The 20,883-nt window shown below is 71.9% G+C and carries 17 protein-coding genes and 1 riboswitch; of the genes, 15 read left to right on the top strand and 2 right to left on the bottom strand.

Annotated features, from left to right (window positions below):
• Positions 1-6: 6 nt before the first annotated feature.
• The 11 genes from pheS to argH all read left to right on the top strand — a co-directional run bounded on the left by pheS (position 7) and on the right by argH (position 14,770).
• Positions 7-1,047 carry a phenylalanine--tRNA ligase subunit alpha gene (pheS, locus tag WFJ36_RS10615; protein ID WP_025105270.1) on the top strand — a complete coding sequence of 347 codons (1,041 nt, stop codon included), beginning with the start codon at positions 7-9 and terminating at the stop codon, positions 1,045-1,047.
• Positions 1,047-3,551 (top strand): phenylalanine--tRNA ligase subunit beta, encoded by a 2,505-nt coding sequence (gene pheT, locus WFJ36_RS10610; protein ID WP_336643269.1) that lies wholly within the window; start codon positions 1,047-1,049, stop codon positions 3,549-3,551. The genes pheS and pheT overlap by 1 nt, the downstream gene beginning before the upstream one ends.
• Positions 3,552-3,788: 237 nt before the next feature.
• Entirely contained in the window at positions 3,789-4,760 is a 972-nt protein-coding gene (locus WFJ36_RS10605; RefSeq protein WP_336643268.1) for an NAD-dependent epimerase/dehydratase family protein, read from the top strand.
• A gap of 7 nt (positions 4,761-4,767) precedes the next feature.
• A riboswitch (TPP riboswitch) is annotated at positions 4,768-4,861 on the top strand.
• The gene (gene thiM, locus WFJ36_RS10600) at positions 4,853-5,701 is read left to right on the top strand and encodes a hydroxyethylthiazole kinase (RefSeq protein ID WP_336643267.1); all 849 of its coding nucleotides are present in this window, start codon (positions 4,853-4,855) and stop codon (positions 5,699-5,701) included. Its footprint overlaps the riboswitch before it by 9 nt.
• Positions 5,698-7,845: a bifunctional hydroxymethylpyrimidine kinase/phosphomethylpyrimidine kinase gene (locus WFJ36_RS10595; RefSeq protein ID WP_336643266.1), complete on the top strand. Its 2,148-nt coding sequence runs from the start codon at positions 5,698-5,700 to the stop codon at positions 7,843-7,845. Before thiM ends, WFJ36_RS10595 begins: the two co-directional genes overlap by 4 nt.
• Before the next feature lie 240 nt (positions 7,846-8,085).
• Positions 8,086-9,147 (top strand): N-acetyl-gamma-glutamyl-phosphate reductase, encoded by a 1,062-nt coding sequence (gene argC / locus WFJ36_RS10590; RefSeq protein WP_336643265.1) that lies wholly within the window; start codon positions 8,086-8,088, stop codon positions 9,145-9,147.
• A complete protein-coding gene (gene argJ, locus WFJ36_RS10585; protein ID WP_336643264.1) occupies positions 9,144-10,301 on the top strand; it encodes a bifunctional glutamate N-acetyltransferase/amino-acid acetyltransferase ArgJ in 1,158 nt (385 codons plus the stop codon). The genes argC and argJ overlap by 4 nt, the downstream gene beginning before the upstream one ends.
• Positions 10,298-11,215 (top strand): acetylglutamate kinase, encoded by a 918-nt coding sequence (argB, locus tag WFJ36_RS10580; protein WP_292791888.1) that lies wholly within the window; start codon positions 10,298-10,300, stop codon positions 11,213-11,215. Before argJ ends, argB begins: the two co-directional genes overlap by 4 nt.
• Positions 11,212-12,417 carry an acetylornithine transaminase gene (locus WFJ36_RS10575; RefSeq protein ID WP_336643263.1) on the top strand — a complete coding sequence of 402 codons (1,206 nt, stop codon included), beginning with the start codon at positions 11,212-11,214 and terminating at the stop codon, positions 12,415-12,417. The genes argB and WFJ36_RS10575 overlap by 4 nt, the downstream gene beginning before the upstream one ends.
• Entirely contained in the window at positions 12,414-13,343 is a 930-nt protein-coding gene (argF, locus tag WFJ36_RS10570; RefSeq protein ID WP_336643262.1) for an ornithine carbamoyltransferase, read from the top strand. Before WFJ36_RS10575 ends, argF begins: the two co-directional genes overlap by 4 nt.
• Positions 13,343-14,770 (top strand): argininosuccinate lyase, encoded by a 1,428-nt coding sequence (gene argH, locus WFJ36_RS10565; RefSeq protein WP_336643261.1) that lies wholly within the window; start codon positions 13,343-13,345, stop codon positions 14,768-14,770. Before argF ends, argH begins: the two co-directional genes overlap by 1 nt.
• Positions 14,771-14,800: 30 nt before the next feature.
• Here the strand turns inward: argH and WFJ36_RS10560 are convergent, their stop codons facing one another.
• A complete protein-coding gene (locus WFJ36_RS10560; RefSeq protein ID WP_336643260.1) occupies positions 14,801-15,370 on the bottom strand; it encodes a DUF1349 domain-containing protein in 570 nt (189 codons plus the stop codon).
• A gap of 74 nt (positions 15,371-15,444) precedes the next feature.
• Between WFJ36_RS10560 and WFJ36_RS10555 the strand changes: the two genes are divergently transcribed.
• Genes WFJ36_RS10555 through WFJ36_RS10540 form a run of 4 tightly spaced genes read left to right on the top strand, consistent with a single transcriptional unit; the run spans position 15,445 to position 19,062 of the window.
• Complete coding sequence (locus WFJ36_RS10555; RefSeq protein ID WP_292791874.1) at positions 15,445-16,089, top strand: SatD family protein; 645 nt, start codon at positions 15,445-15,447, stop codon at positions 16,087-16,089.
• Complete coding sequence (locus WFJ36_RS10550; protein WP_071329726.1) at positions 16,086-16,883, top strand: hypothetical protein; 798 nt, start codon at positions 16,086-16,088, stop codon at positions 16,881-16,883. Before WFJ36_RS10555 ends, WFJ36_RS10550 begins: the two co-directional genes overlap by 4 nt.
• Positions 16,884-16,935: 52 nt before the next feature.
• Positions 16,936-18,237: a tyrosine--tRNA ligase gene (gene tyrS, locus WFJ36_RS10545; RefSeq protein WP_143049319.1), complete on the top strand. Its 1,302-nt coding sequence runs from the start codon at positions 16,936-16,938 to the stop codon at positions 18,235-18,237.
• A 12-nt stretch (positions 18,238-18,249) separates the two neighbouring features.
• Entirely contained in the window at positions 18,250-19,062 is an 813-nt protein-coding gene (locus WFJ36_RS10540) for a DUF4184 family protein (RefSeq protein WP_292791864.1), read from the top strand.
• 39 nt (positions 19,063-19,101) lie between these two features.
• Here the strand turns inward: WFJ36_RS10540 and WFJ36_RS10535 are convergent, their stop codons facing one another.
• Positions 19,102-20,436 carry a CoA transferase gene (locus WFJ36_RS10535; protein ID WP_336643259.1) on the bottom strand — a complete coding sequence of 445 codons (1,335 nt, stop codon included), beginning with the start codon at positions 20,434-20,436 and terminating at the stop codon, positions 19,102-19,104.
• Positions 20,437-20,883 lie beyond the last annotated feature (447 nt).

The raw sequence follows: 20,883 nt of genomic DNA, 5'->3' as shown, positions 1-20,883 counted from the left end.
ACTCCCGTGTCAGAGTCTCCGGAAATCACCCCCGAAGCGGTCGAAGCCGCTGTCGCCGACGCCCTCGCGGCGATCGACGCGGCCGCCGACACCGCCGCGCTGAAAGCCGCCCGTGCGGCGCACGTCGCGGAGGGATCGCCGCTCGCGGTCCTGAACGCCTCGATGCGCCAGGTCGCCCCCGAGAACAAGGCCGCATTCGGCAAGCTCGTCGGCCAGGGCCGCGGTCGTGTGAACCAGGCGCTCGCGGCGAAGGAGGCCGAGCTGGCCGCCGCCGAGGTCGCCGCGCGCCTGGAGGCCGAGCGCGTCGACATCACCGCCGTCCCGTCGCGGACGCGCGTCGGCGCCCGGCACCCGCTCGCTCTCCTGCAGGACCACGTCGAGGACATCTTCGTCGGCATGGGGTGGGAGATCGCAGAGGGGCCGGAGCTCGAGCACGAGTGGTTCAACTTCGACGCCCTGAACTTCGACGTCGATCACCCCGCCCGCCAGGAGCAGGACACCTTCTACGTCGACCCGACCTCGCGCCACCTCGTCATGCGGACGCACACGAGCCCGGTGCAGGTGCGGTCGATGCTGAACCGCGAGGTCCCCATCTACGTGCTGTGCCCGGGCCGCGTGTACCGCACGGACGAGTTCGACGCCACGCACCTCCCGGTCTTCACGCAGTTCGAGGGACTGGTCGTCGACAAGGGCATCACGATGGCGCACCTCAAGGGCACGCTCGACCACTTCGCGAAGCAGCTCTTCGGTCCGGAGGCCAAGACCCGCTTCCGCACGAACTACTTCCCCTTCACCGAGCCCTCCGCCGAGCTCGACCTGTGGCACCCGACCTTCAAGGGCGGCGCGCGCTGGATCGAGTGGGGCGGCTGCGGCATGGTCAACCCGAACGTGCTGCGCGCGGCCGGGATCGACCCGGAGGTGTACAGCGGCTTCGCGTTCGGCATGGGCATCGAGCGGGGCCTGATGTTCCGCAGCGATGTGCAGGACATGCGCGACATGGCCGAGGGCGACGTCCGTTTCAGCGAGCAGTACGGGATGGTGGTGTGATGCGCGTCCCGCTTTCGTGGCTGCGTGAGTACGTCGATCTGGCAGCGGAGGCCACGCCCGAGGACGTCCTCGCGGCGCTGGTGACCGTCGGCTTCGAAGAGGAGGACGTGCACCGCTTCGACATCACGGGTCCCGTGGTGGTCGGCCAGGTCGTCTCGGTCGAGCCGGAGCCCCAGTCGAACGGCAAGACCATCAACTGGTGCCAGGTCGACGTCGGTCCCGAGCACGGCGGCGTCCGTGGGATCGTCTGCGGCGCGCACAACTTCGGCGTCGGCGACAAGGTCGTCGTGACCCTGCCCGGCGCTGTCCTTCCCGGGCCGTTCCCCATCGCCGCCCGCAAGACCTACGGTCACGTCTCCGACGGCATGATCGCCTCCGCGCGCGAGCTGGGGCTCGGCGACGAGCACAACGGCATCGTCGTGCTGAGCGACCTCGGGATCGATGCCCCCGTCGGCACGGACGCGATCGCGCTCCTCGGTCTCGACGACGTCGCGGTGGAGATCAACGTCACGCCGGACCGCGGCTACGCCTTCTCGGTGCGCGGCGTCGCCCGTGAGTACTCCCACGCCACGGGGGCGGCCTTCCGCGACCCCGCCGAGCGCGACTTCGCCGAGCTGCAGCCCGGTTCCGGACACACGGCCGTGGTCGACGACCAGGCGCCGGTGCGCGGCCGGGTCGGCGCAAGCGAGTTCGTCACCAGGGTCGTGCGCGACGTCGATCCGTCGCGGCCCACCCCGCCGTGGATGATCGCGCGCCTGAGCCTCGCGGGCATGCGGTCGCTGGGTGTGCTCATCGACATCACGAACTACGTCATGCTCGAGCTCGGGCAGCCGCTGCACGGCTACGACCTCGACAAGCTCACGGGCGGCATCACCGTCCGGCGCGCGACGCCGGGGGAGAAGATGACCACGCTCGACGGCGTGGAGCGGAAGCTGCACGTCGAAGACCTCCTCATCACCGACGACTCCGGTCCCATCGGCCTCGCCGGTGTCATGGGCGGCGGCACCACCGAGATGAGCGACACCACGCGGAACGTGCTCATCGAGGCGGCGACCTTCGACGCGACGACCATCGCCCGCACGGCCCGCCGGCACAAGCTCCCGAGCGAGGCGTCCAAGCGCTTCGAGCGGGGCGTCGACCCGCTGATCCCCTTCGTCGCGGCCCGGCGCGCAGCCGACCTCATGGTCGAGCTCGCCGGTGGCACGCTCACGGAGGAAGGTGGCGCGCTCTTCGCCGAGGTCTTCGTCGCCGAGATCGAGCTCCCGCGCGGCTTCGTGCAGGGGCTGATCGGCGTCGACTACACCGACGACGAGATCACCGGCGCGCTCACGACGATCGGCGCGGAGGTCACCGCGGCGGAGAACGGCTGGACGGTCATCCCGCCGACCTGGCGCCCCGACCTCACCGACAAGTGGACGCTCGCCGAGGAGGTCGCCCGCATCCACGGGCTCGACCGCATCCCCGCGGTGCTGCCGACTCCGCCGTCCGGTCGCGGCCTCACGGCCCACCAGCAGGGGCGTCGCCGCGTGGCGAACGCTCTCGCGGCCGCGGGGTTCGTCGAGACTCCGGCGTTCCCGTTCACGACCGAGGCGCAGAACGATCTGCACGGTTCCGCGTCCGGTGAGCACCTGCCCAGCATCCGCCTCGCGAACCCGCTCGACGGGCAGGTGCCGTTCCTGCGGCGCTCGCTCATCCCCGGTCTGCTGCAGACCGCGCACCGCAACATCTCGCGCGGGCTCACGGATCTTGCGCTGTTCGAGACAGGCGCCGTGTTCGTCCCGGAGCCCGGCGTGGAGTACGGCACCGCCGAGGTTCCGCCGCTGGGTGTCCGGCCGTCCGATGAGGTGCTCGCCGAGCTCGACGCCTCCATCCCCCCGCAGGAGCGCCACGTCGCGGTGCTGCTGACCGGCAATGTGTCGCCGCGTCAGCCGGGTCGTGCCGCCGAAGCCGCCGGGCTCGTCGAGGCGCTCGACGCGGTCCGCGTGATCGGGGCCGCCGCGGGCATCGAGATCGACGTCGTGCAGACACAGCGCGCCGCACTCCACCCCGGACGCACCGGTGCGCTGGTCGCCGGGGGCGAGGAGGTCGGCTACGTCGGCGAGCTTCATCCGGCCGTCGCCGAGGATGCCGATCTGCCGGGTCGCGCCACCGTGCTGGAGCTGGACCTCGACCGGCTGCTCGCGCTCGCCGGAGGACGCATCGTGGCAGCAACGCTCTCCACGTTCCCGGCCGCGACGCAGGACGTCTCGCTCACGCTCCCGGCCGAGGTGCCGGCGGGCGAGGTCCGCGCGGCTCTCGCCGAGGGCGCTGGCGCGCTGCTGGAGTCCGTCCGGCTCGTGGACGACTACCGCGGCGAGGGCGTGCCCGAGGGATCGAAGTCGCTGACGTTCGCCCTGCGCTTCCGCGCCGACGACCGCACGCTGACCGCCGCGGAGGCCTCCGAGGCGAAGATGGCGGGCGTCGCCGTCGCCGCGGAGAGCTTCGGCGCCGCCCTCCGCGACTGATCCTGATGCCGCGCGGGTTCCTCGGGAGGTCGCGCGGCATTAGGCGTTCGCGTGGCATCAGGTGACAGCAGTGCCGGGGGCCTGTGCTCGCGTCATGGCCTGTGTTCGCGGGGTGGGCTGTATTGCGGGGTGGCCTGTGCTCGCGTGAGGGCCTGTGCTCGCGTGATGGCCTGTCCTGCCGCTCCGCTCTGAGCGGAGGCCCTTTCCCCGAGTCGTCGATCCTGATGACATGGGCACATGACGGATGTGCTGATCTTGGGGGGAACCGGATGGCTGTCGGGGCGCATCGCCGCGCAGGCGCTCGGGGCGGGGGCGACCGTGACCTGCCTGGCCCGCGGCGGGCGGCCGTCGCCACCGGGAGCGACCCTCGTGCTCGCCGACCGCGACGACGAGGACGCCTATGACGTCGTCTCGCGCACCGACTGGGACCATGTCGTCGACGTCTCCTCCCGCGTCGATCACGTCTCCGGGGCGGTCCGCGCACTCGGCGACCGTGCCGCCCGGTGGACGTACATCTCGTCGATGTCGGTATACCGCGACGACGAGACGGTCGGGACCGACGAGTCGGCCCCGCGGCACCCGGCGGCGCAGGCCGGTGAGGACGACGACTACGCGCGGCAGAAGGTCGCGGCGGAGGACGCCGTGCAGGAGAGCCTCGGCGACCGTGCGCTCCTCGTCCGTCCCGGCCTCATCGTCGGCGACGGCGACCCCAGCGATCGCTTCGGCTACTGGGCCGCGGCGTTCCTCCGGGCCCTGGACGAGCCGGTTCTGCTCCCGCCGCTCGACGGGCGCATGGCGCAGATCATCGATGTCGAGGACGTCGCCGCCTTCGTCGTGTCCGCCACCGTCACCGGTGCCGTCAACGCGATCGGCGACGTGCGCGACCTGGAGGACGTGCTGCGTACGGTGCGCGCTTCCACCGGGCACACCGGTCCGGTCGTCGTCGGCACGGAGGAGCATCTCGTCGCGGAGGGTGTCGCGTACTGGGCGGGGCCGCGCTCGCTCCCGCTGTGGCTGCCGCCCGAGATGAGCGGATTCATGACCCGCTCGAACGCGCGGTACCGGCGCGGCGGAGGCAGGCTCCGGCCCCTCGACGAGACGGTGGAACGCGTCGTGGCGGACGAGCGCGAACGGGGCGTGGACCGGGAGCGCCGCGCCGGGCTCACACGGACGGAGGAGCGGGCGTTGCTCGACGCCCTCGCTCGCTAGACTGCGAGGCAGTGACACGGGGTGCCGCATCCGCGGCTGAGATCACACCCGTCGAACCTGATCTAGTTCGTACTAGCGAAGGGATGTCGCCCATGAGCGATCCTGTGCGTCCGCAATCCGTCCTCGACCTCGCCGTCACGGCGGGAAGGCTGCGGGAGGAGGTCAGGGCTACGCCACCGTTGACGCACTGCGTCACGAACGCCGTGGTGACGGGGTTCACCGCCAACGTGCTGCTGGCGCTCGGGGCGGCGCCGGCCATGGTCGACATCGTCGGCGAGGCCGAGCCGTTCGCCGCTGCCGCCTCGGGGCTCCTCGTCAATCTCGGGACGCCGACCCCCGAGCAGCGGGAGGCGAGCAGGGAGGCCGTGGCGGGAGCGCGCGCCGCCGGCACGCCGTGGGTGCTCGATCCCGTCGCGATCGGCACCCTCCCGGTGCGGACGGCCTTGGCCCACGAGCTGGCCGCGCTGCGCCCCACCGCCCTCCGCGGCAACGCGTCGGAGATCCTCGCGCTGGCCGGACACAGCAGCGGCGGCCGGGGTGTCGACGCGACGTACGGGACCGAGGCGGCGGCAGCGGCGGCGCGGGAGCTCGCCGACCGGCACAGCTCCGTGGTCGCCGTCTCCGGTCCGGTCGACCTCCTCACCGACGGGGAACGGGTGATCCGCATCGCCAACGGGCACGAGCTGCTCACGCGGGTGACCGGCGGCGGCTGCGCGCTGGGGGCCGTGATGGCGGCCTTCCTCGGGGCGGCCCGCAGTACCGGGACCGACGCGCTGACGGCGGTGGCCGCAGCCACCCTCGTCTACACGGTCGCGGCCGAGCAGGCGGCGGAGACCTCCCGCGGACCAGGCAGCTTCGCCGTCGGACTGCTCGACGCCCTGTCCGCCGTGACGCCGGGGGACCTCCGTGCCCGCGCCCGCGTCGAGGAGGAGGCCCGATGACCGTCGACCTGTCCCTCTACCTCGTCACCGATCGGTCGCTGTGCGGCGTACGCGGGGTGGTCGAGACGGTCCGCGAGGCCGTGGCGGGTGGGGTCCGCATCGTGCAGCTCCGCGACAAGGAGGCGACGGACGAGGAGACCGTCGACCAGCTCCTTGCTCTGTCCGCTGCCATCGACGGTCGCGCGCTGCTCGTCGTGAACGATCGCCTCGATGCGGCCGTCGAGGCCCGTCGCCGCGGTGCCAGGGTGGACGGGGTGCACCTCGGCCAGGCGGACGCCTCGGTGCTCCGCGCGCGCGAGCTCCTCGGCTCGGAGGCCCTGATCGGGCTGACCGCGAACACCCCTGCCCATCTCGATGCCGTGAACGCGCTGCCGCCGGGGACGGTCGACTACCTCGGGGTCGGCGTGATCCGCCCCACGCGCACGAAGCCCGACCACCCGGCCCCGCTCGGCATCGCCGGCTTCGCCGCCTTCGCCGCGCGCAGTGCGCTGCCGTGCGTCGCGATCGGCGGGGTGGACCTCGACGACACGGGGGCGTTGCGCGCGGCCGGTGCCGCCGGGATCGCGGTGGTCTCGGCGCTGTGCGCGGCGGACGACCCGCGGGCCGCCGCCGCGGCCTTCCGTCGGCGGTGGCTCGGACGGGCGGTGCCGCATGTGCTCAGCATCGCCGGCAGCGATCCGTCCGGCGGCGCAGGCATCCAGGCCGACCTCAAGGCGATCGCCGCGCACGGGGGCTACGGCATGGCCGCCCTCACGGCCCTGACCGCCCAGAACACGCAGGGCGTCCGTGCCGTGCACGTCCCTCCCGCGGAGTTCCTGCGCGCGCAGCTCGACGCCGTCGCCGACGACATCCGCATCGACGCCGTGAAGATCGGCATGCTCGCGGACGTCGACGTGATCCGGACGGTCGCCGCGTGGCTCCGGGACACCCAGCCCCCGATCGTCGTGCTCGACCCGGTCATGATCGCGACCTCGGGGGACCGGCTGCTCCAGGCCGATGCCGAGCGGGAGCTCCGGGACCTGCTGCCTCTGGCGACCGTGGTCACCCCGAACCTCGCCGAGCTGGCGGTGCTCGTCGGTCACGAGGTGGCCGACTGGACGGACGCGCTCGCCGCGGCGCAGGAGCTGTCGGCGGCCACGGGGACCGCGGTGCTCGTGAAGGGCGGTCACCTGCCGGGGGACGAGGCGCCGGACGCCCTGATCGATGCCGCGGCGGGAGAGCACGCGGAGTTCCCCGGGGCACGCATCATGACGGAGAACACCCACGGGACCGGCTGCTCGCTGTCCGCGGCTCTGGCCACACGACTGGCGAGGGGCGACGATCCGGCGTCCGCGGTCCGCGCCGCGCGCGCCTGGCTGCGGGAGGCCCTCCGCGCGGCGGACGACCTGGACGTCGGGCGAGGACACGGCCCGATCCATCATCTCGCGGGGCTCTGGGCGCGCGGCGGGGCCGAGACCCGGCCGACGCCGGAGGAGGTGGCTGCGGCCTGGTGGGAGGAGACCGCCGCGATCCGCCGCGACATCGATGCGCTGCCCTTCGTGCGCGCGCTCGCCGAGGGGACTCTCGACCGCGATGCCTTCGTCTTCTACCTCGCGCAGGACGCCCTCTACCTCCGCGAGTACGCCCGGGTGCTCGCGGAGGCGACGCGCCTCGCCCCGACCCCCGACGAGCAGGCGTTCTGGGCTGAGGCCGCCCACGGCGCGATCCGCGGCGAGCTGGAGCTGCACGCGTCGTGGCTGACACCGGAGACCGGCGTGAGTGGCGCCACCTTCGCGACGGACCCCGCGCCGGCGACGGTCGCCTACCTCGACCATCTGCGGGCCGTCGGCTTCGGCGGCGACTACGCCGCACTGATCGCGGCCGTGCTGCCGTGCTTCTGGCTCTACACCGACCTGGGGGAGCGGCTCCATGCCGGAGCGTTCGGCGCGGCGCCCCGCGACCCCCGGCATCCCTACGCGTCGTGGCTCGCCACCTACGCGGATCCGGCCTTCGCGGAGGCCACCCGGCAGGCCGTCGCGCACGTCGCCGCCGCGGCCGCGAGGGCCGACGACGCCGGCCGGGAGCGGATGCGGCGCGCCTTCCTCGCCTCGAGCGCCCACGAACGTGCCTTCTTCGCCGCACCGGTCGCCCGCGCTGTCGTGTGACGCCCCGGATTTGCGGTGCCGAACGCGCCCGCGCTATCGTCGCCGCATGCCTTCGGTCGCCACCGCTCCTTCGACGCTCGTCCCGAGCGTCATCGCCGTGCGCCGACGTCGCGGCCGCCGATTCTAGGCGACCCCGCCCTTCTGCCTGCGTCCGCGCGGCGGTCGAGTGCCGGTGTCGCCGCCTCCGGCCCCGCCCCCCGGTCCCGAGATCGTCGAGGACCCGACCGTTAAGGTAGAAGCATGACGTATTCCGTCGCCGTCTCCGGCGCCTCCGGCTACGCAGGCGGCGAGATCCTGCGCCTCCTGGCCGCTCACCCCGACGTCGAGATCCGCACCGTCACGGCGCACTCGAATGCCGGACAGCCTCTCGTCGCCCACCAGCCGCACCTCCGCTCGCTCGCCCACCTCACGCTGCAGGACACCACGCCGGAGGTCCTCGCCGGACACGACATCGTGTTCCTGGCCCTCCCGCACGGCCAGTCCGGGCAGTACACCGACGCCCTCGGCGACACCCCGCTGGTGATCGACGCAGGAGCCGACCACCGGCTCACCTCGTCCGCGGAGTGGGACGCGTTCTACGGCGGGGCGTTCCACGAGCCGTGGACGTACGGCGTGCCCGAGCTCCTCGTCGGAGGCGACAAGCAGCGGGAGGTGCTCCGCAGCGCGACCCGGATCGCCGCGCCCGGGTGCAACGCCTCCACGGTGAGCCTGAGCCTCGCTCCCGGTGTCGCGGCCGGTGTGATCGACCCGGGCGACATCGTCTCCGTCCTGGCCGTCGGCCCGTCCGGGGCCGGCAAGAGCCTGAAGACGAACCTCCTCGCCAGCGAGATCCTCGGCTCCGCGAACCCCTATGCCGTCGGCGGCACGCACCGCCATATCCCGGAGATCCGTCAGGCGCTCGCCGCCGCCCGCCCGTCGACAGACTCAGGGGCCCAGGACATCCGGATCTCGTTCACTCCGGTCCTCGTGCCGATGTCGCGTGGCATCCTCGCCACGTGCACGGCGCCGATCGCCGAGGGTGTGAGCGACGCCGAGATCCGTCAGGCGTGGGAGAGCGCCTACGGCGACGAGACCTTCGTCCAGCTGCTGCCGGAGGGGAGCTTCCCGCGCACCGCCGACGTGCTCGGGGCGAACACGGCCCTCATGGGCCTCGCGATCGACCGCGCCGCGAACCGCGTGACGGTGGTCACCGCCGTCGACAACCTCGTCAAGGGCACCGCCGGAGCTGCCGTCCAGTCCATGAACATCGCGCGGGGGCTTCCCGAGACCCGCGCCCTCTCAGTGAACGGAGTCGCCCCGTGAGCGTCACCGCCCCCGCAGGATTCGAGGCGGCCGGGGTCGCCGCCGGACTCAAGTCGACCGGCAAGCCCGATGTCGCCGTCGTGGTCAACCGCGGCCCCCGCAAGGTCGGCGCCGCGGTCTTCACGAGCAACCGCGCCAAGGCCAACCCCATCATCTGGTCCCAGCAGGCGGTCGCGGACCGCGTGGTCGAGGCCGTCGTCCTCAACTCGGGCGGGGCGAACTGCTTCACCGGCAGCTTCGGGTTCCAGACCACCCACCAGACCGCGGAGAAGGCGGCCGAGCTGCTCGGCATCAGCGCGGGCGACGTTCTCGTCTGCTCCACCGGGCTCATCGGGACGGGCGACGAGGTCTTCCGCGAGAAGGTCCTCGCGGGCACCGCGCAGGCGATCGCCGAGCTGAGCGCCGACGGCGGCGAGAGCGCCGCGCACGCCATCATGACCACGGACACCGTCGCGAAGACCGCTGTGGTGACCCGCGACGGCTGGACGATCGGCGGCATGGCGAAGGGCGCGGGCATGCTCGCCCCCGGTCTGGCGACGATGCTCGTGGTGCTCACCACCGACGCCGTGCTCGAACCGCTCCAGGCCGATGAGGCCCTGCGCCGGGCGACGGGACGCACGTTCGACCGCCTCGACTCCGACGGCTGCATGTCGACCAACGACCAGGTGACGCTGCTCGCCAACGGCGCCTCCGAGGTCGTCCCCGATCTCGACGACTTCGCCGAGGCGCTCACCGAGCTCTGCCAGGAGCTCGCGGTCAAGCTGCAGGGCGACGCGGAGGGGGCGAGCCACGACATCACGATCGAGGTGCAGCACGCCGTCTCCGAGCAGGACGCCGTCGAGGTCGGCCGCTCGGTCGCCCGCAACAACCTGTTCAAGGCGGCCATCTTCGGCAACGACCCGAACTGGGGCCGCGTCCTTGCGGCGATCGGCACGACGGCCGCGCAGTTCGACCCCTACGACGTCGACGTGTGGATGAACGGCGTCTGCGTCTGCACCGCCGGCGGACCGGACCGCCCCCGCGAGGAGGTCGACCTGACCCCGCGGGCTACGCACCTGATGATCGACCTCAAGGTCGGAGAGGCCACCGCCACGGTGCTGACGAACGACCTCACCCACGACTACGTGCACGAGAACAGCGCCTACGCCTCATGACCGACATCCAGGACACCACGCCGGACATCGCGGCGCAGAAGGCGACCACCCTCATCGAGTCGCTGCCATGGCTGAAGAAGTTCCGCGACCAGATCGTCGTCGTCAAGTACGGCGGGAACGCCATGGTCTCGGACGAGCTGCAGGAGGCCTTCGCCCAGGACATCGCGTACCTCCGCTATGTCGGCGTGCAGCCGGTCGTCGTGCACGGCGGCGGGCCGCAGATCTCCGACATGCTGCAGCGGCTGGAGATCCCCAGCGAGTTCAAGGGCGGGTACCGCGTCACCAACACCGAGGCGATCGGCGTCGTGCGGATGGTGCTCACCGGTCAGGTCAACCCGCAGCTCGTGTCGAAGATCAACTCGCACGGCCCCATCGCCACCGGGCTCAGCGGCGAGGACGCCGGGCTCTTCGGCGGGCGTCGTCGCGGTGTCATGATCGACGGCGAGGAGGTGGACCTCGGCCGCGTGGGCGACGTGGTCCAGGTCGACCCGACGCCGGTGCTCGACCACCTCGCAGCCGGACGGATCCCCGTCGTGTCGAGCATCGCGCCCGACCTCGACCACCCGGGTCAGTCGCTCAACGTCAACGCGGATGCCGCTGCGGCCGCCCTGGCCGTGGCCCTCGGGGCGCGCAAGCTCGTCATCCTCACCGATGTGCCGGGGCTCTACGCCGACTGGCCCAACCGCGATTCGCTCGTGTCGCACCTCACCTCGGACGCGCTCGTCGAGATGCTGCCGCGGCTGGAGTCGGGGATGATCCCGAAGATGCGCGCGTGCCTCGATGCGGTCGAGGGCGGCGTCGACGCGGCGGCGATCATCGACGGACGGGTGCCGCACTCGGTGCTCGTCGAACTGTTCACCAGCAAGGGCATCGGGACCGAAGTGGTCCTGGCAGAGAAAGGGGCGACGGCATGACCGTCTGGCAGGACGACGCGGCACGTGATCTCGTGCTCAACGCGGGGGAGCGCCTCGCGCTGCTGACCCGCGGTGAGGGCTCGTACCTGTGGGACGCCGAAGACCGACGCTACCTCGACTTCCTCGCAGGCATCGCCGTGACCTCCCTCGGACACGCGCACCCGGTGTTCGTCGAGGCGGTGTCGCGGCAGGCCGCCACCCTCGCGCACGTCTCCAACTACTTCGCGACCCCGCCGCAGCTCGCGCTCGCCGCCCGGCTCAAGCGCCTGGCCGGAGCGGGGCTGGACGGTCGGGTCTTCTTCTCGAACTCCGGTGCCGAGGCCAACGAGGCCGCGTTCAAGCTCGCCCGGCTGCACGGCGGGGCGGAGCGTCCGCGCATCCTCGCGCTGGAGAACGGCTTCCACGGCCGGACGATGGGCTCGCTCGCCCTCACCGCCAAGGAGTCGATGCGCGCGCCGTTCGCGCCGATGCCGGGAGGCGTGGAGCACATCCCGGCCACGATCGAAGCGCTGGAGGCCGCGATGGACGACCGTGTCGCCGCGGTCATCGTGGAGCCGATCCAGGGTGAGGCCGGCGTCGTCGAGCTCCCCGAGGGCTACCTCGCCGCGGCGCGCTCGCTGACCCTCGCGCACGGCGCCCTGCTCATCGTCGACGAGATCCAGACGGGCGCGGGCCGCACCGGCGCCTGGTTCGGGTTCAGCCACGAGGGCATCACGCCTGACGCGATCACGCTCGCCAAGGGCATCGGCGGCGGATTCCCGATCGGCGCCCTCGTCACCTACGGCGCTGCGAGTGCCCTGTTCACGCCGGGCTCGCACGGCTCCACGTTCGGCGGCAACCCCCTCGCGACGGCCGTGGCGGACGCGGTGCTGGCCGAGATCGAGCGTGCCGACCTCGTCGACAACGCCGCGCGACGCGGTGCTGAGTTGCGGAACATCATCCTCGGCATCGACTCCCCGCTGATCGCCGGGGTCCGCGGCCGTGGACTGCTCGTCGGTGTCGCGCTCACGGAGCCGGTGGCGGGTGCGGTCGTCGCCGCCGCCCAGGGGCGCGGTCTCATCGTCAACGCCGCCAACCCGGAGACCGTGCGCGTCGCGCCGGCTCTGACGATCGGCGATGCCGAGCTGGCGGAGTTCCGCGAGCTATTCGCCGCCGCTCTCTCCGACGTCCACTCCTCCGCCACCGGAAAGGTCCCCGCATGACCCGCCACCTGCTGCGCGACGACGATCTGACGCCCGCCGAGCAGGCGGAGATCCTCGATCTCGCGCTCGAACTCAAGAAGGACCGCTGGGCGGACAAGAGCCTCGCCGGACCGCAGACCGTCGCCGTGATCTTCGACAAGTCGTCCACCCGGACGCGCGTCTCGTTCGCGGTGGGGATCGCCGACCTCGGCGGTACGCCGCTCATCATCTCCACGGCGAGCAGCCAGCTCGGCGGGAAGGAGACGCCGTCCGACACGGCCCGGGTTCTCGAGCGCCAGGTCGCGGCGATCGTGTGGCGCACCTACGCGCAGTCGGGCCTGGAGGAGATGGCCGCCGGCACCCGGGTCCCCGTGATCAACGCGCTGTCCGACGACTTCCACCCTTGCCAGCTCCTCGCCGATCTGCTGACGATCCGTGAGCACAAGGGCGACCTGAAGGGCCTCACGCTGACGTTCTTCGGCGACGGCCAGAGCAACATGGCGCACTCCTACGCGCTCGCGGGCGTCACGGCCGGCATGCACGTGCGCATCGCCTCGCCGGAGGACTACGCACCGCGCGCCGACGTCATCGAGGCGGCCGACCGTCGCGCCGGGGAGACCGGGGGATCGATCACGCTCTTCACCGACCCGGTCGCGGCGGCCGCAGGCGCTGACGTCGTCGTCACCGACACCTGGGTCTCGATGGGCAAGGAGGAGGAGAAGCTCGCGCGGATCCGCGATCTCGGGGGCTACAAGGTCACGCCCGAGACCATGGAGCTCGCGCACGACGACGCGATCTTCATCCACTGCCTCCCCGCCGATCGCGGCTACGAGGTGGATTCCGCCGTCATCGACGGCCCGCAGAGCGTGGTCTGGGACGAGGCGGAGAACCGCCTGCACGCCCAGAAAGCCCTGCTGGTCTGGCTCCTCGGGAAGAAGGACGCGTGATGGCCGGCTCGCACGAAGGTACCAACGAGGGCGCGCTCTGGGGCGCGCGGTTCGCCACCGGTCCGTCGCCGGAGCTCGTCGAGCTGAGCCGCTCGACGCACTTCGACTGGATCCTCGCGCCGTACGACATCGCCGGTTCGCACGCGCATGCCACGGCGCTGGCCGCCGCGGGCTACCTGGAACCGGATGAGGCCTCCCGGATGCATGAGGGCCTCGACGCCGTGGCGCGCAAGGTCGCCGACGGCACCCTGCAGCCGCAGCCCACCGACGAGGACGTGCACGGCGCGCTCGAGCAGGCGCTGATCGCCGAGCTGGGGCCGGAGCTGGGCGGACGTCTCCGCGCCGGCCGCAGCCGGAACGACCAGATCGCCACACTCGTGCGGATGTACCTGATCGACCACGCCCGGGTGATCGCCCGCGACCTGCTGCGCGTGATCGATGCCCTCGTGGCGCAGGCGGAGGCGCATCCCGACGCGATCCTGCCCGGTCGCACGCACCTCCAGCACGCGCAGCCGGTGCTGCTCGCCCATCACCTCCAGGCCCACGCCTGGCCGCTGGTGCGCGAGCTCGAGCGCCTCGTCGACTGGCGTCGTCGCGCAGGCGTCTCGCCGTACGGCGGGGGAGCGCTCGCGGGGTCGACCCTGGGCCTGGATCCCGCGCTCGTCGCGACCGAACTGGGTCTCGACCGTCCCGCGGAGAACTCCCTCGACGGCACCGCCGCGCGGGACGTCGTGGCGGAGTTCGCGTTCATCGCGGCGATGACGGGGGTCGACCTCTCCCGCCTGTCCGAGGAGATCATCCTCTGGAACACCCGCGAGTTCGGCTTCGTCACCCTCGACGACGGCTACTCCACGGGTTCCAGCATCATGCCGCAGAAGAAGAATCCGGACATCGCCGAGCTCGCGCGCGGCAAGTCCGGGCGTCTCATCGGCAACCTGTCCGGCCTGCTGGCGACCCTCAAGGGCCTGCCCCTCGCGTACAACCGTGATCTGCAGGAGGACAAGGAGCCGGTCTTCGATTCGGTGCAGACGCTCGAGGTCGTGCTGCCGGCGTTCGCCGGGATGATCGCGACGCTGCGTTTCCACACGGAGCGCATGGCCGAGCTCGCCCCCCAGGGGTTCTCACTGGCCACCGATGTCGCCGAGTGGTTGGTGAAGCGGCGCGTGCCGTTCCGCGACGCCCACGAGATCTCCGGCGCGCTCGTCCGTGCCTGCGAGGAGCAGGGGATCGGGCTGGAGGACGCCTCCGACGAGCTGCTGCTGTCGGTGTCGCCGCACCTCGTCCCCGAGGTCCGCGAGGTGCTCACGATCGAGGGCTCTGTCGCGTCGCGCACGGGTGTCGGCGGAACCGCTCCGGAGCGGGTCGCCGAGCAGCGCGCCGAGCTCGTCGCCCGTGCCCAGGCGGCCGCACACGCGCTCGGTCTGTAGCCGTGGGGCGGCCGGCCCGGGCGTGCGACCTCAGTGCAGGTCGCTGTCGGCGGCCGACCGCTCCCATCGGAGGAAGCGCACGGTGAGGCCGGCGCGGGTGGGGGCGGCCAGGAAGGGCCCGGCGGAGACGGCGGCGTCGCCGTCGAAGGGGGCGACCCTGACCAGGCGCCAGGGGCCGTCGTCCGCGCGGGCGCGCACGATCATCGCGTCCGACCAGCGGCTGACCCGGACCGTGATCTCGCTGTCGCGCCAGTCGTCGACGTAGCCGACCGACCAGTCCGAGCGGCCGGCGGTCACGACGGCGCCCAGACCGAGGTGCCCGTCGGCGAACTCCACCCCGGCTTTGATCCAGTGCTCGTCGTCCGCGCGGACGAAGAGTCCCGCCTGGTCGAACTGCCCCTCCCACGGCGCGCGGAAGGCCACCTCGATGGCCTCGCCGACCGCGAGCGGCGCGAGCAGCGCGTGCTCGGTGTCGTGGACGAAGCCGTAGGCGGTGTGTCGCCAGGCGTCGCTGCCTTCGACGGCGGTGGCGTCGAGGTGCCCGTCGATGCGGGTCGTGGCGGGCGCGTGGGTCCACGTGCCGTCGGTCCAGGGGATCATGCGTAAATCGAGCATATTTCCTATCTATAGCTATAAAAGGCATAACTCACGAATATTCGTGTTACGGTTATCCCATGGTCATCGCCGTGATCGCCGACATCGTGGGTTCCCGAGAACTCGGAGACCGGAGCGCCGCACAGCGTGCGCTGGACGAGACCATCGCTCAGGTCGAACGGGACCGCCCGCTGGCGGTCCAGCCGCTCACGCCCACGGTAGGGGACGAGCAGCAGGGCGTCTACCGGGAGCTTCCCGACGCGCTCCTCTCGCTCCTCATGGTCCAGCTCCGGCTCCCCGAGGGGCTCGCCTTCCGCTTCGGCATCGGGATCGGCGAGGTCCGTCCCGTGCCGTCCGTGCACGGAGAGCTCGCCGACGGTCCCGGCTGGTACGCGGCCCGCGCGGCGATCGAGACCGTGCATGCACGGGAACAGCGCGCCGTGCCGAGGACCCGCACCTGGATTGTCGGAGCCCCGGGTCAGGATGAGGTCATGGAGACCGTGATCGCCGTGTCCAACGCCTACGTGCTCGCGCGCGACGAGCTCGTCGGGGCGATGAGCGAGCGCGAGCGCCACCTCACGTACGGGCGGCTGATCGGCCGGTCCCAGCAGGAGCTCGCTGCCGAGGAGGGCATCTCGCAGCCCAGCGTGTCCAAGTCGCTGCGGAGCGCCGGAGCCGCCGCGCTCATCGAAGGAGTGGCCGCGCTCCGGGGGGAGTCCGCATGATCCTCGCGGGCTTCGTCCTCCTCGCCGTCGGCGCGACCGACCTCGTCCGGCAGTTCGTGCCGCGACGGTGGGTCGGGTACGTCGTCGCCGCGGCCGTGATCCTCCTCCTCGGCATCGGCGGAGACGCGCTGCTGCCCGCGCTCCTGGGGCTCGGCGTCGGAGCACTGTGGGTCTGGAGCATGCCGGAGGTGGGGCCGTCCAGGGCCGGATTCTGGCCCGCGGTCGCGTTGGCCGCGCTCAGCATCGGCGCCGTGCTCTGGGGCGGAGCCCGCGACACCGGCGGTCTCATCGGTGAGATCTGGACGCTCCGCTCGCCCTTCGGGGAGGTCCCATTCGACCTCGTCGTGCTCGCGCTCGGAGCCGGCGTCTTCCTGCTCGAATCCGCCAACCTCGTCGTCCGCGCTGCTCTCGACGGCGAGCACACCTGGCGCCCGACGGAGGTCTCGGCTCCGGAGTCTCTTCCCGACGCGTCGTCGGACCGCGTGTCCGCCGCAGTGAACGCCAGCGAGACCGCCACGGTGTCCGCGGTCACCCCGGCCGATCCGCGCCACGGCTTCAAGGGCGGGAGACTCATCGGCCCGCTGGAACGTGTGCTCGTGATGATCCTCACGCTCGCCGCGGCGTACCCGGTGCTCGCGGCCATGCTCGCCGCCAAGGGCATCGTCCGGTTCCCGGAGATCTCGCGCGACGGGGAGACCGGCGCCCGTGCCGAGTACTTCCTCGTCGGCAGTCTCGTGAGCTGGGTGATCGGTCTCGGTGCCGCGTTCCTCGTCTGGTGGGCGGCGCACAGCTGACACCCCTGCCGGCGACGCAGCGGGACGGTCGCGCGCTGCTAGCCTGGAGCGCGTGTCAACTCCCGCTCTGACGACCGCGCCGCAGGCGATCGACCCCACGTTCGAGAACGTGTGGGACGAGATCGTGTGGCGTGGCCTCGTCCACGTGTCCACCGACCAAGAGGCGCTGCGCGCCCTGCTCGCGGGAGACTCCGTCACGTATTACTGCGGCTTCGACCCGACGGCACCGAGTCTGCATCTCGGGCACCTGGTCCAGCTGCTCCTGCTCCGCCGTCTTCAGCTCGCCGGGCACAAGCCGCTCGGTCTCGTGGGCGGCTCCACCGGCCTGATCGGCGATCCCCGGCCCACTGCGGAGCGCACGCTGAACACCCGCGAGACGGTGGCGGAATGGGTCGATCGTCTGCGCGGCCAGGTCGAGCGGTACCTCAGCTTCGAGGGCGACAACGCCGCCCGCATGGTGAACAACCTCGACTGGACCGCACCGCTCTCGGCGATCGACTTCCTGCGGGAGATCGGCAAGCACTACCGCGTCGGCACGATGCTGAAGAAGGACGCGGTGGCCGCGCGCCTGAACTCCGACGCCGGCATCAGCTACACCGAGTTCAGCTACCAGATCCTGCAGGGGCTCGACTTCCTCGAGCTCTACCGCCAGTACGACTGCGTGCTGCAGACGGGTGGCTCCGACCAGTGGGGCAACCTCACCAGCGGCACCGACCTCATCCACCGGGTCGAAGGGGCGTCGGTCCACGCGATCGGCACGCCGTTGATCACCAACAGCGACGGCACGAAGTTCGGCAAGAGTGAGGGCAATGCGATCTGGATCGACGCGGAGCTCACGAGCCCGTACGCGTTCTACCAGTTCTGGCTCAGCACGGCCGATGCCGACGTGATCGAACGCCTCAAGGTGTTCACGTTCCTGACCAGGGCCGAGATCGAGGAGTACGCCGAGCTCGTCGCGACGGAGCCGTTCCGCCGCGCCGCCCAGAAGCGCCTCGCGCTCGAGGTCGTCGCGACGGTGCACGGCGTGGAGGCGACGGCGGCGGTGATCGCGGCGTCCGAGGCTCTCTTCGGTCAGGGCGACCTCACCGCTCTCGACGCGGCGACCCTGCGCACGGCCCTGGATGAGCTTCCCCACGCGACCGTCGCCGCCGGTACCCCGGTCGTCGACGCGCTCGTCGCGACCGGGCTGGTGTCGAGTCTGTCGGAGGCGCGTCGCGCCATCGCGCAGGGCGGCGTCTCCCTCGACGGCGAGCGGGTGGAGGACGACACCGCGATCGTGCAGGGTACGCTTCCCGGCGGCGTCTCGGTGCTCCGCCGCGGGAAGAAGACGCTCGCCGGCGTCTTCCTCGGCTGACCCCGGCCGCGCATGCCGTTCACTCCGAGTCACGCGATCGTCGCGCTGCCGTTCATGCGCACGCCGCTCGTCCCCGCGGCGATCGCGATCGGAGCGATGACACCGGACATCTCGCTGTTCCTGCGCAACGTCGGCCTCAACTACGGGTTCCTGCACGATCCGGTCAATGTCGTGTGGACGTCGTTGCTCGCGCTGGCGCTGTTCCTGCTGTGGCGCGTCCTGCTGCGCCCGGCGACCCTCGAACTGCTGCCGGGATGGGTGACCGTGCGGTTGCCCGCCGGGTGGGAGGCGAACGGAGTCCGGGCTGCGGTCGAAGCCCTGAGCCGTGACGACCGCTCGCGGTACCGTGCCGCGCGACCGCTGTATCCGTTCCTCCTCCTGGTCTCGGCGATGCTGGGGGTGCTCTCGCACATCCTCTGGGATGCGTTCACGCACGAGTCGCGGTGGGGCGTCGATCTGGTGCCCGCGCTCGCGGACTCGTGGGGTCCGTTCGACGGATACAAGTGGCTGCAGTATGCCTCCAGCGCCCTCGGTCTGCTGGGCCTGGCGATCTGGGCGGCGCTGTGGCTGCGGCGTGCGACACCGCGAGCGGGTGCGCCGCGGATCCTTCCGACGTTCGTGCGGGTCGCCTGGTGGCTCTCGCTGCCGGTGATCCTCGTGGTCGCGTGGGTCGGCGGTCTGCTCGCGTTCGGTCCGCTCTCCGCCGACTTCACGCTGCAGCATCTCGCGTACCGCGTGCTGCCGCCCGCCTGCGCGGTGTGGGGCGTCCTCACCCTGGTCCTCTGCGTGGTCCTCGCCGTGCGACGGCCGCGCCCCGCCGGCTGATCCCGTATCCCGGATGCCTCCCGCGGCGCGGGCCCCGGTTCACCAGCGCGGTGCGTCGGAACCCCAGGCGTGCGGGGCGTCGAAGGTCAGCCCGGGAAGCGCAGGTGCCGCCGTCACGACCGGGACCCCGTCCACGTCGAATCGCGCGAGATGCGCCGACGCGTCGATCTCCGGAGCGCGCACGACATCGGTCGTGCGCGGCAACCCGAGCAGCTCGGCGGCGACGCGGCGCAGCGAGGTGCGCACGATACGCGAGCGCCCGTCGCGCGAACGGAGCAGCCGGGTGAGAGCGGCGGCGAGGAGGTATCCGCTGCTGTGATCCAGCGCCTGGGCGGGGAGGGCGCCCGGCCGTCCGTCGTCGCCCTCGATCATCGCGATTCCGCTCTCCGCCTGGACGAGGCTGTCGAAGCCGGCGCGGCCGGGGTGATCGGTGCCCCACGCGCTGAGCTGTGCGACGACGAGACCAGGGTGCTGCTCGACGAGAGCGTCGGGCGAGAGGCCCAGCCGATCCAGCGCAGCGGGACGATATCCGAGCACGATCGCATCCGCTGACTCCAGGAGGGCGTGCAGTTCGGGGGAGCGGGCGTCGAGAAGAGCCGTGCGCTTGCCATGGCCGGTGTCGAGGTGCTGCCACGGGAGCTCGGGGAGCTGCGGCGGATCGAGACGCAGCACGTCGGCACCTAGAAGAGCGAGAGTCCGTGTGCACACCGGCCCCGCGATCACTCGCGTGAGGTCCAGGACGCGGAGGCCGGCGAGGGGCATACGCGCCGAGGCGCCGCGGGACGGGCTGCGTCGCTCGCCCCGCCGTCCGTCCGCGGGCTCGATGGTCGTGACGTCGAGGAGGGGAGTGCTCCGCAGGGCGAGATCGACGTCCGGGTCCTCGCGGCGCACGGTGACGGCGAGACCACCGGCTTCGGAGATCCGGTCGACGGCCGCCTCGCTCGACAGGGCCGCCACCCCGCGGGCGACCGCTTCCGGACCCGCCGTGTCGGTCAGGCCGAGCGCGCGGCGAAGCGCGCGAGCATGGTGCGGGTAGTTGCCGTGCGTCCGGATCCAGCCGTCTGCGCTTTCCCAGAATCCGGAGAGGGGCGCCCACACCGGCGGGGGAGCACCGTCGACCCGCAGGTACCGGTCGCTCCGATAGGCGACGGCCACTCGACGGGGATCGATGGATGCCGGGTCGAGTCCGGCGGCGAGCACGACCGAGGCCACGCTGGCGAGAGCCAGCTCTGCGGTCGCGGTGCGGGACGGGAGCGGCACGGCATCCAGGGTGCGCAGGGCGGCGAGGGCGGGGGCGGATGAGGACTCCGCGCCCAGCTCCCGCCAGACACTGGCCAGCAGGTCGGCAGGGTGAGAGGAAGCGTGCGGGGGCATGGGCGCGATGCTACTCCGGCACCGATCCGGGCGGAAACGACGGCTGACCCGGGAGAATCCCGTCGAGCGGCACATGCGACACGCCCGGGGTGGTGCGCCCGATTTGCCAGACCCCCGGAATCCACGTAATTTATCACTTGTTCGCCCCACAGGGAAGCGGAGAAGCCCCGAGCTTCACCCCCCTCAAGCGGAGAACCACTCCCGATCCACTCTCACTTGAGAGATCCGGCGCTTGCCCCTAGGATGGGAGATCCACCCCTTCTGCGGCTGTCACCGGCTGCGCAGCGGATCCACGATCCGCACGGCGCGCCGATTTGACAAGCGGGTCGGGATGGCTAAGATAGAGAAGTTGCCCTGCGGGCCTGGTTGTGATGGCTGGGTCGTGGGAGCATCCGATCCTTGAGAACTCAACAGCGTGCACTTGTCAAATGCCAAATTATCCTCGTC

Origin of the sequence: Microbacterium sp. MMO-113, from assembly GCF_037148555.1 — a bacterium.
GTDB lineage: Bacteria > Actinomycetota > Actinomycetes > Actinomycetales > Microbacteriaceae > Microbacterium.
The sequence above is the reverse complement of the archived record's forward strand: the minus strand, read 5'-3'. Positions and strand labels throughout refer to the sequence as shown.

Bases quoted from the DNA above. Each gene is read 5' to 3' on its own strand.
- pheT (WP_336643269.1), top strand. From the start codon at position 1,047: ATGCGCGTCCCGCTTTCGTGGCTGCGTGAGTACGTCGATCTGGCAGCG.
- WFJ36_RS10605 (WP_336643268.1), top strand. From the start codon at position 3,789: ATGACGGATGTGCTGATCTTGGGGGGAACCGGATGGCTGTCGGGGCGC.
- thiM (WP_336643267.1), top strand. From the start codon at position 4,853: ATGAGCGATCCTGTGCGTCCGCAATCCGTCCTCGACCTCGCCGTCACG.
- WFJ36_RS10595 (WP_336643266.1), top strand. From the start codon at position 5,698: ATGACCGTCGACCTGTCCCTCTACCTCGTCACCGATCGGTCGCTGTGC.
- argC (WP_336643265.1), top strand. From the start codon at position 8,086: ATGACGTATTCCGTCGCCGTCTCCGGCGCCTCCGGCTACGCAGGCGGC.
- argB (WP_292791888.1), top strand. From the start codon at position 10,298: ATGACCGACATCCAGGACACCACGCCGGACATCGCGGCGCAGAAGGCG.
- WFJ36_RS10575 (WP_336643263.1), top strand. From the start codon at position 11,212: ATGACCGTCTGGCAGGACGACGCGGCACGTGATCTCGTGCTCAACGCG.
- argF (WP_336643262.1), top strand. From the start codon at position 12,414: ATGACCCGCCACCTGCTGCGCGACGACGATCTGACGCCCGCCGAGCAG.
- argH (WP_336643261.1), top strand. From the start codon at position 13,343: ATGGCCGGCTCGCACGAAGGTACCAACGAGGGCGCGCTCTGGGGCGCG.
- WFJ36_RS10560 (WP_336643260.1), bottom strand. From the start codon at position 15,370: ATGATCCCCTGGACCGACGGCACGTGGACCCACGCGCCCGCCACGACC.
- WFJ36_RS10555 (WP_292791874.1), top strand. From the start codon at position 15,445: ATGGTCATCGCCGTGATCGCCGACATCGTGGGTTCCCGAGAACTCGGA.
- WFJ36_RS10550 (WP_071329726.1), top strand. From the start codon at position 16,086: ATGATCCTCGCGGGCTTCGTCCTCCTCGCCGTCGGCGCGACCGACCTC.
- WFJ36_RS10540 (WP_292791864.1), top strand. From the start codon at position 18,250: ATGCCGTTCACTCCGAGTCACGCGATCGTCGCGCTGCCGTTCATGCGC.
- WFJ36_RS10535 (WP_336643259.1), bottom strand. From the start codon at position 20,436: ATGCCCCCGCACGCTTCCTCTCACCCTGCCGACCTGCTGGCCAGTGTC.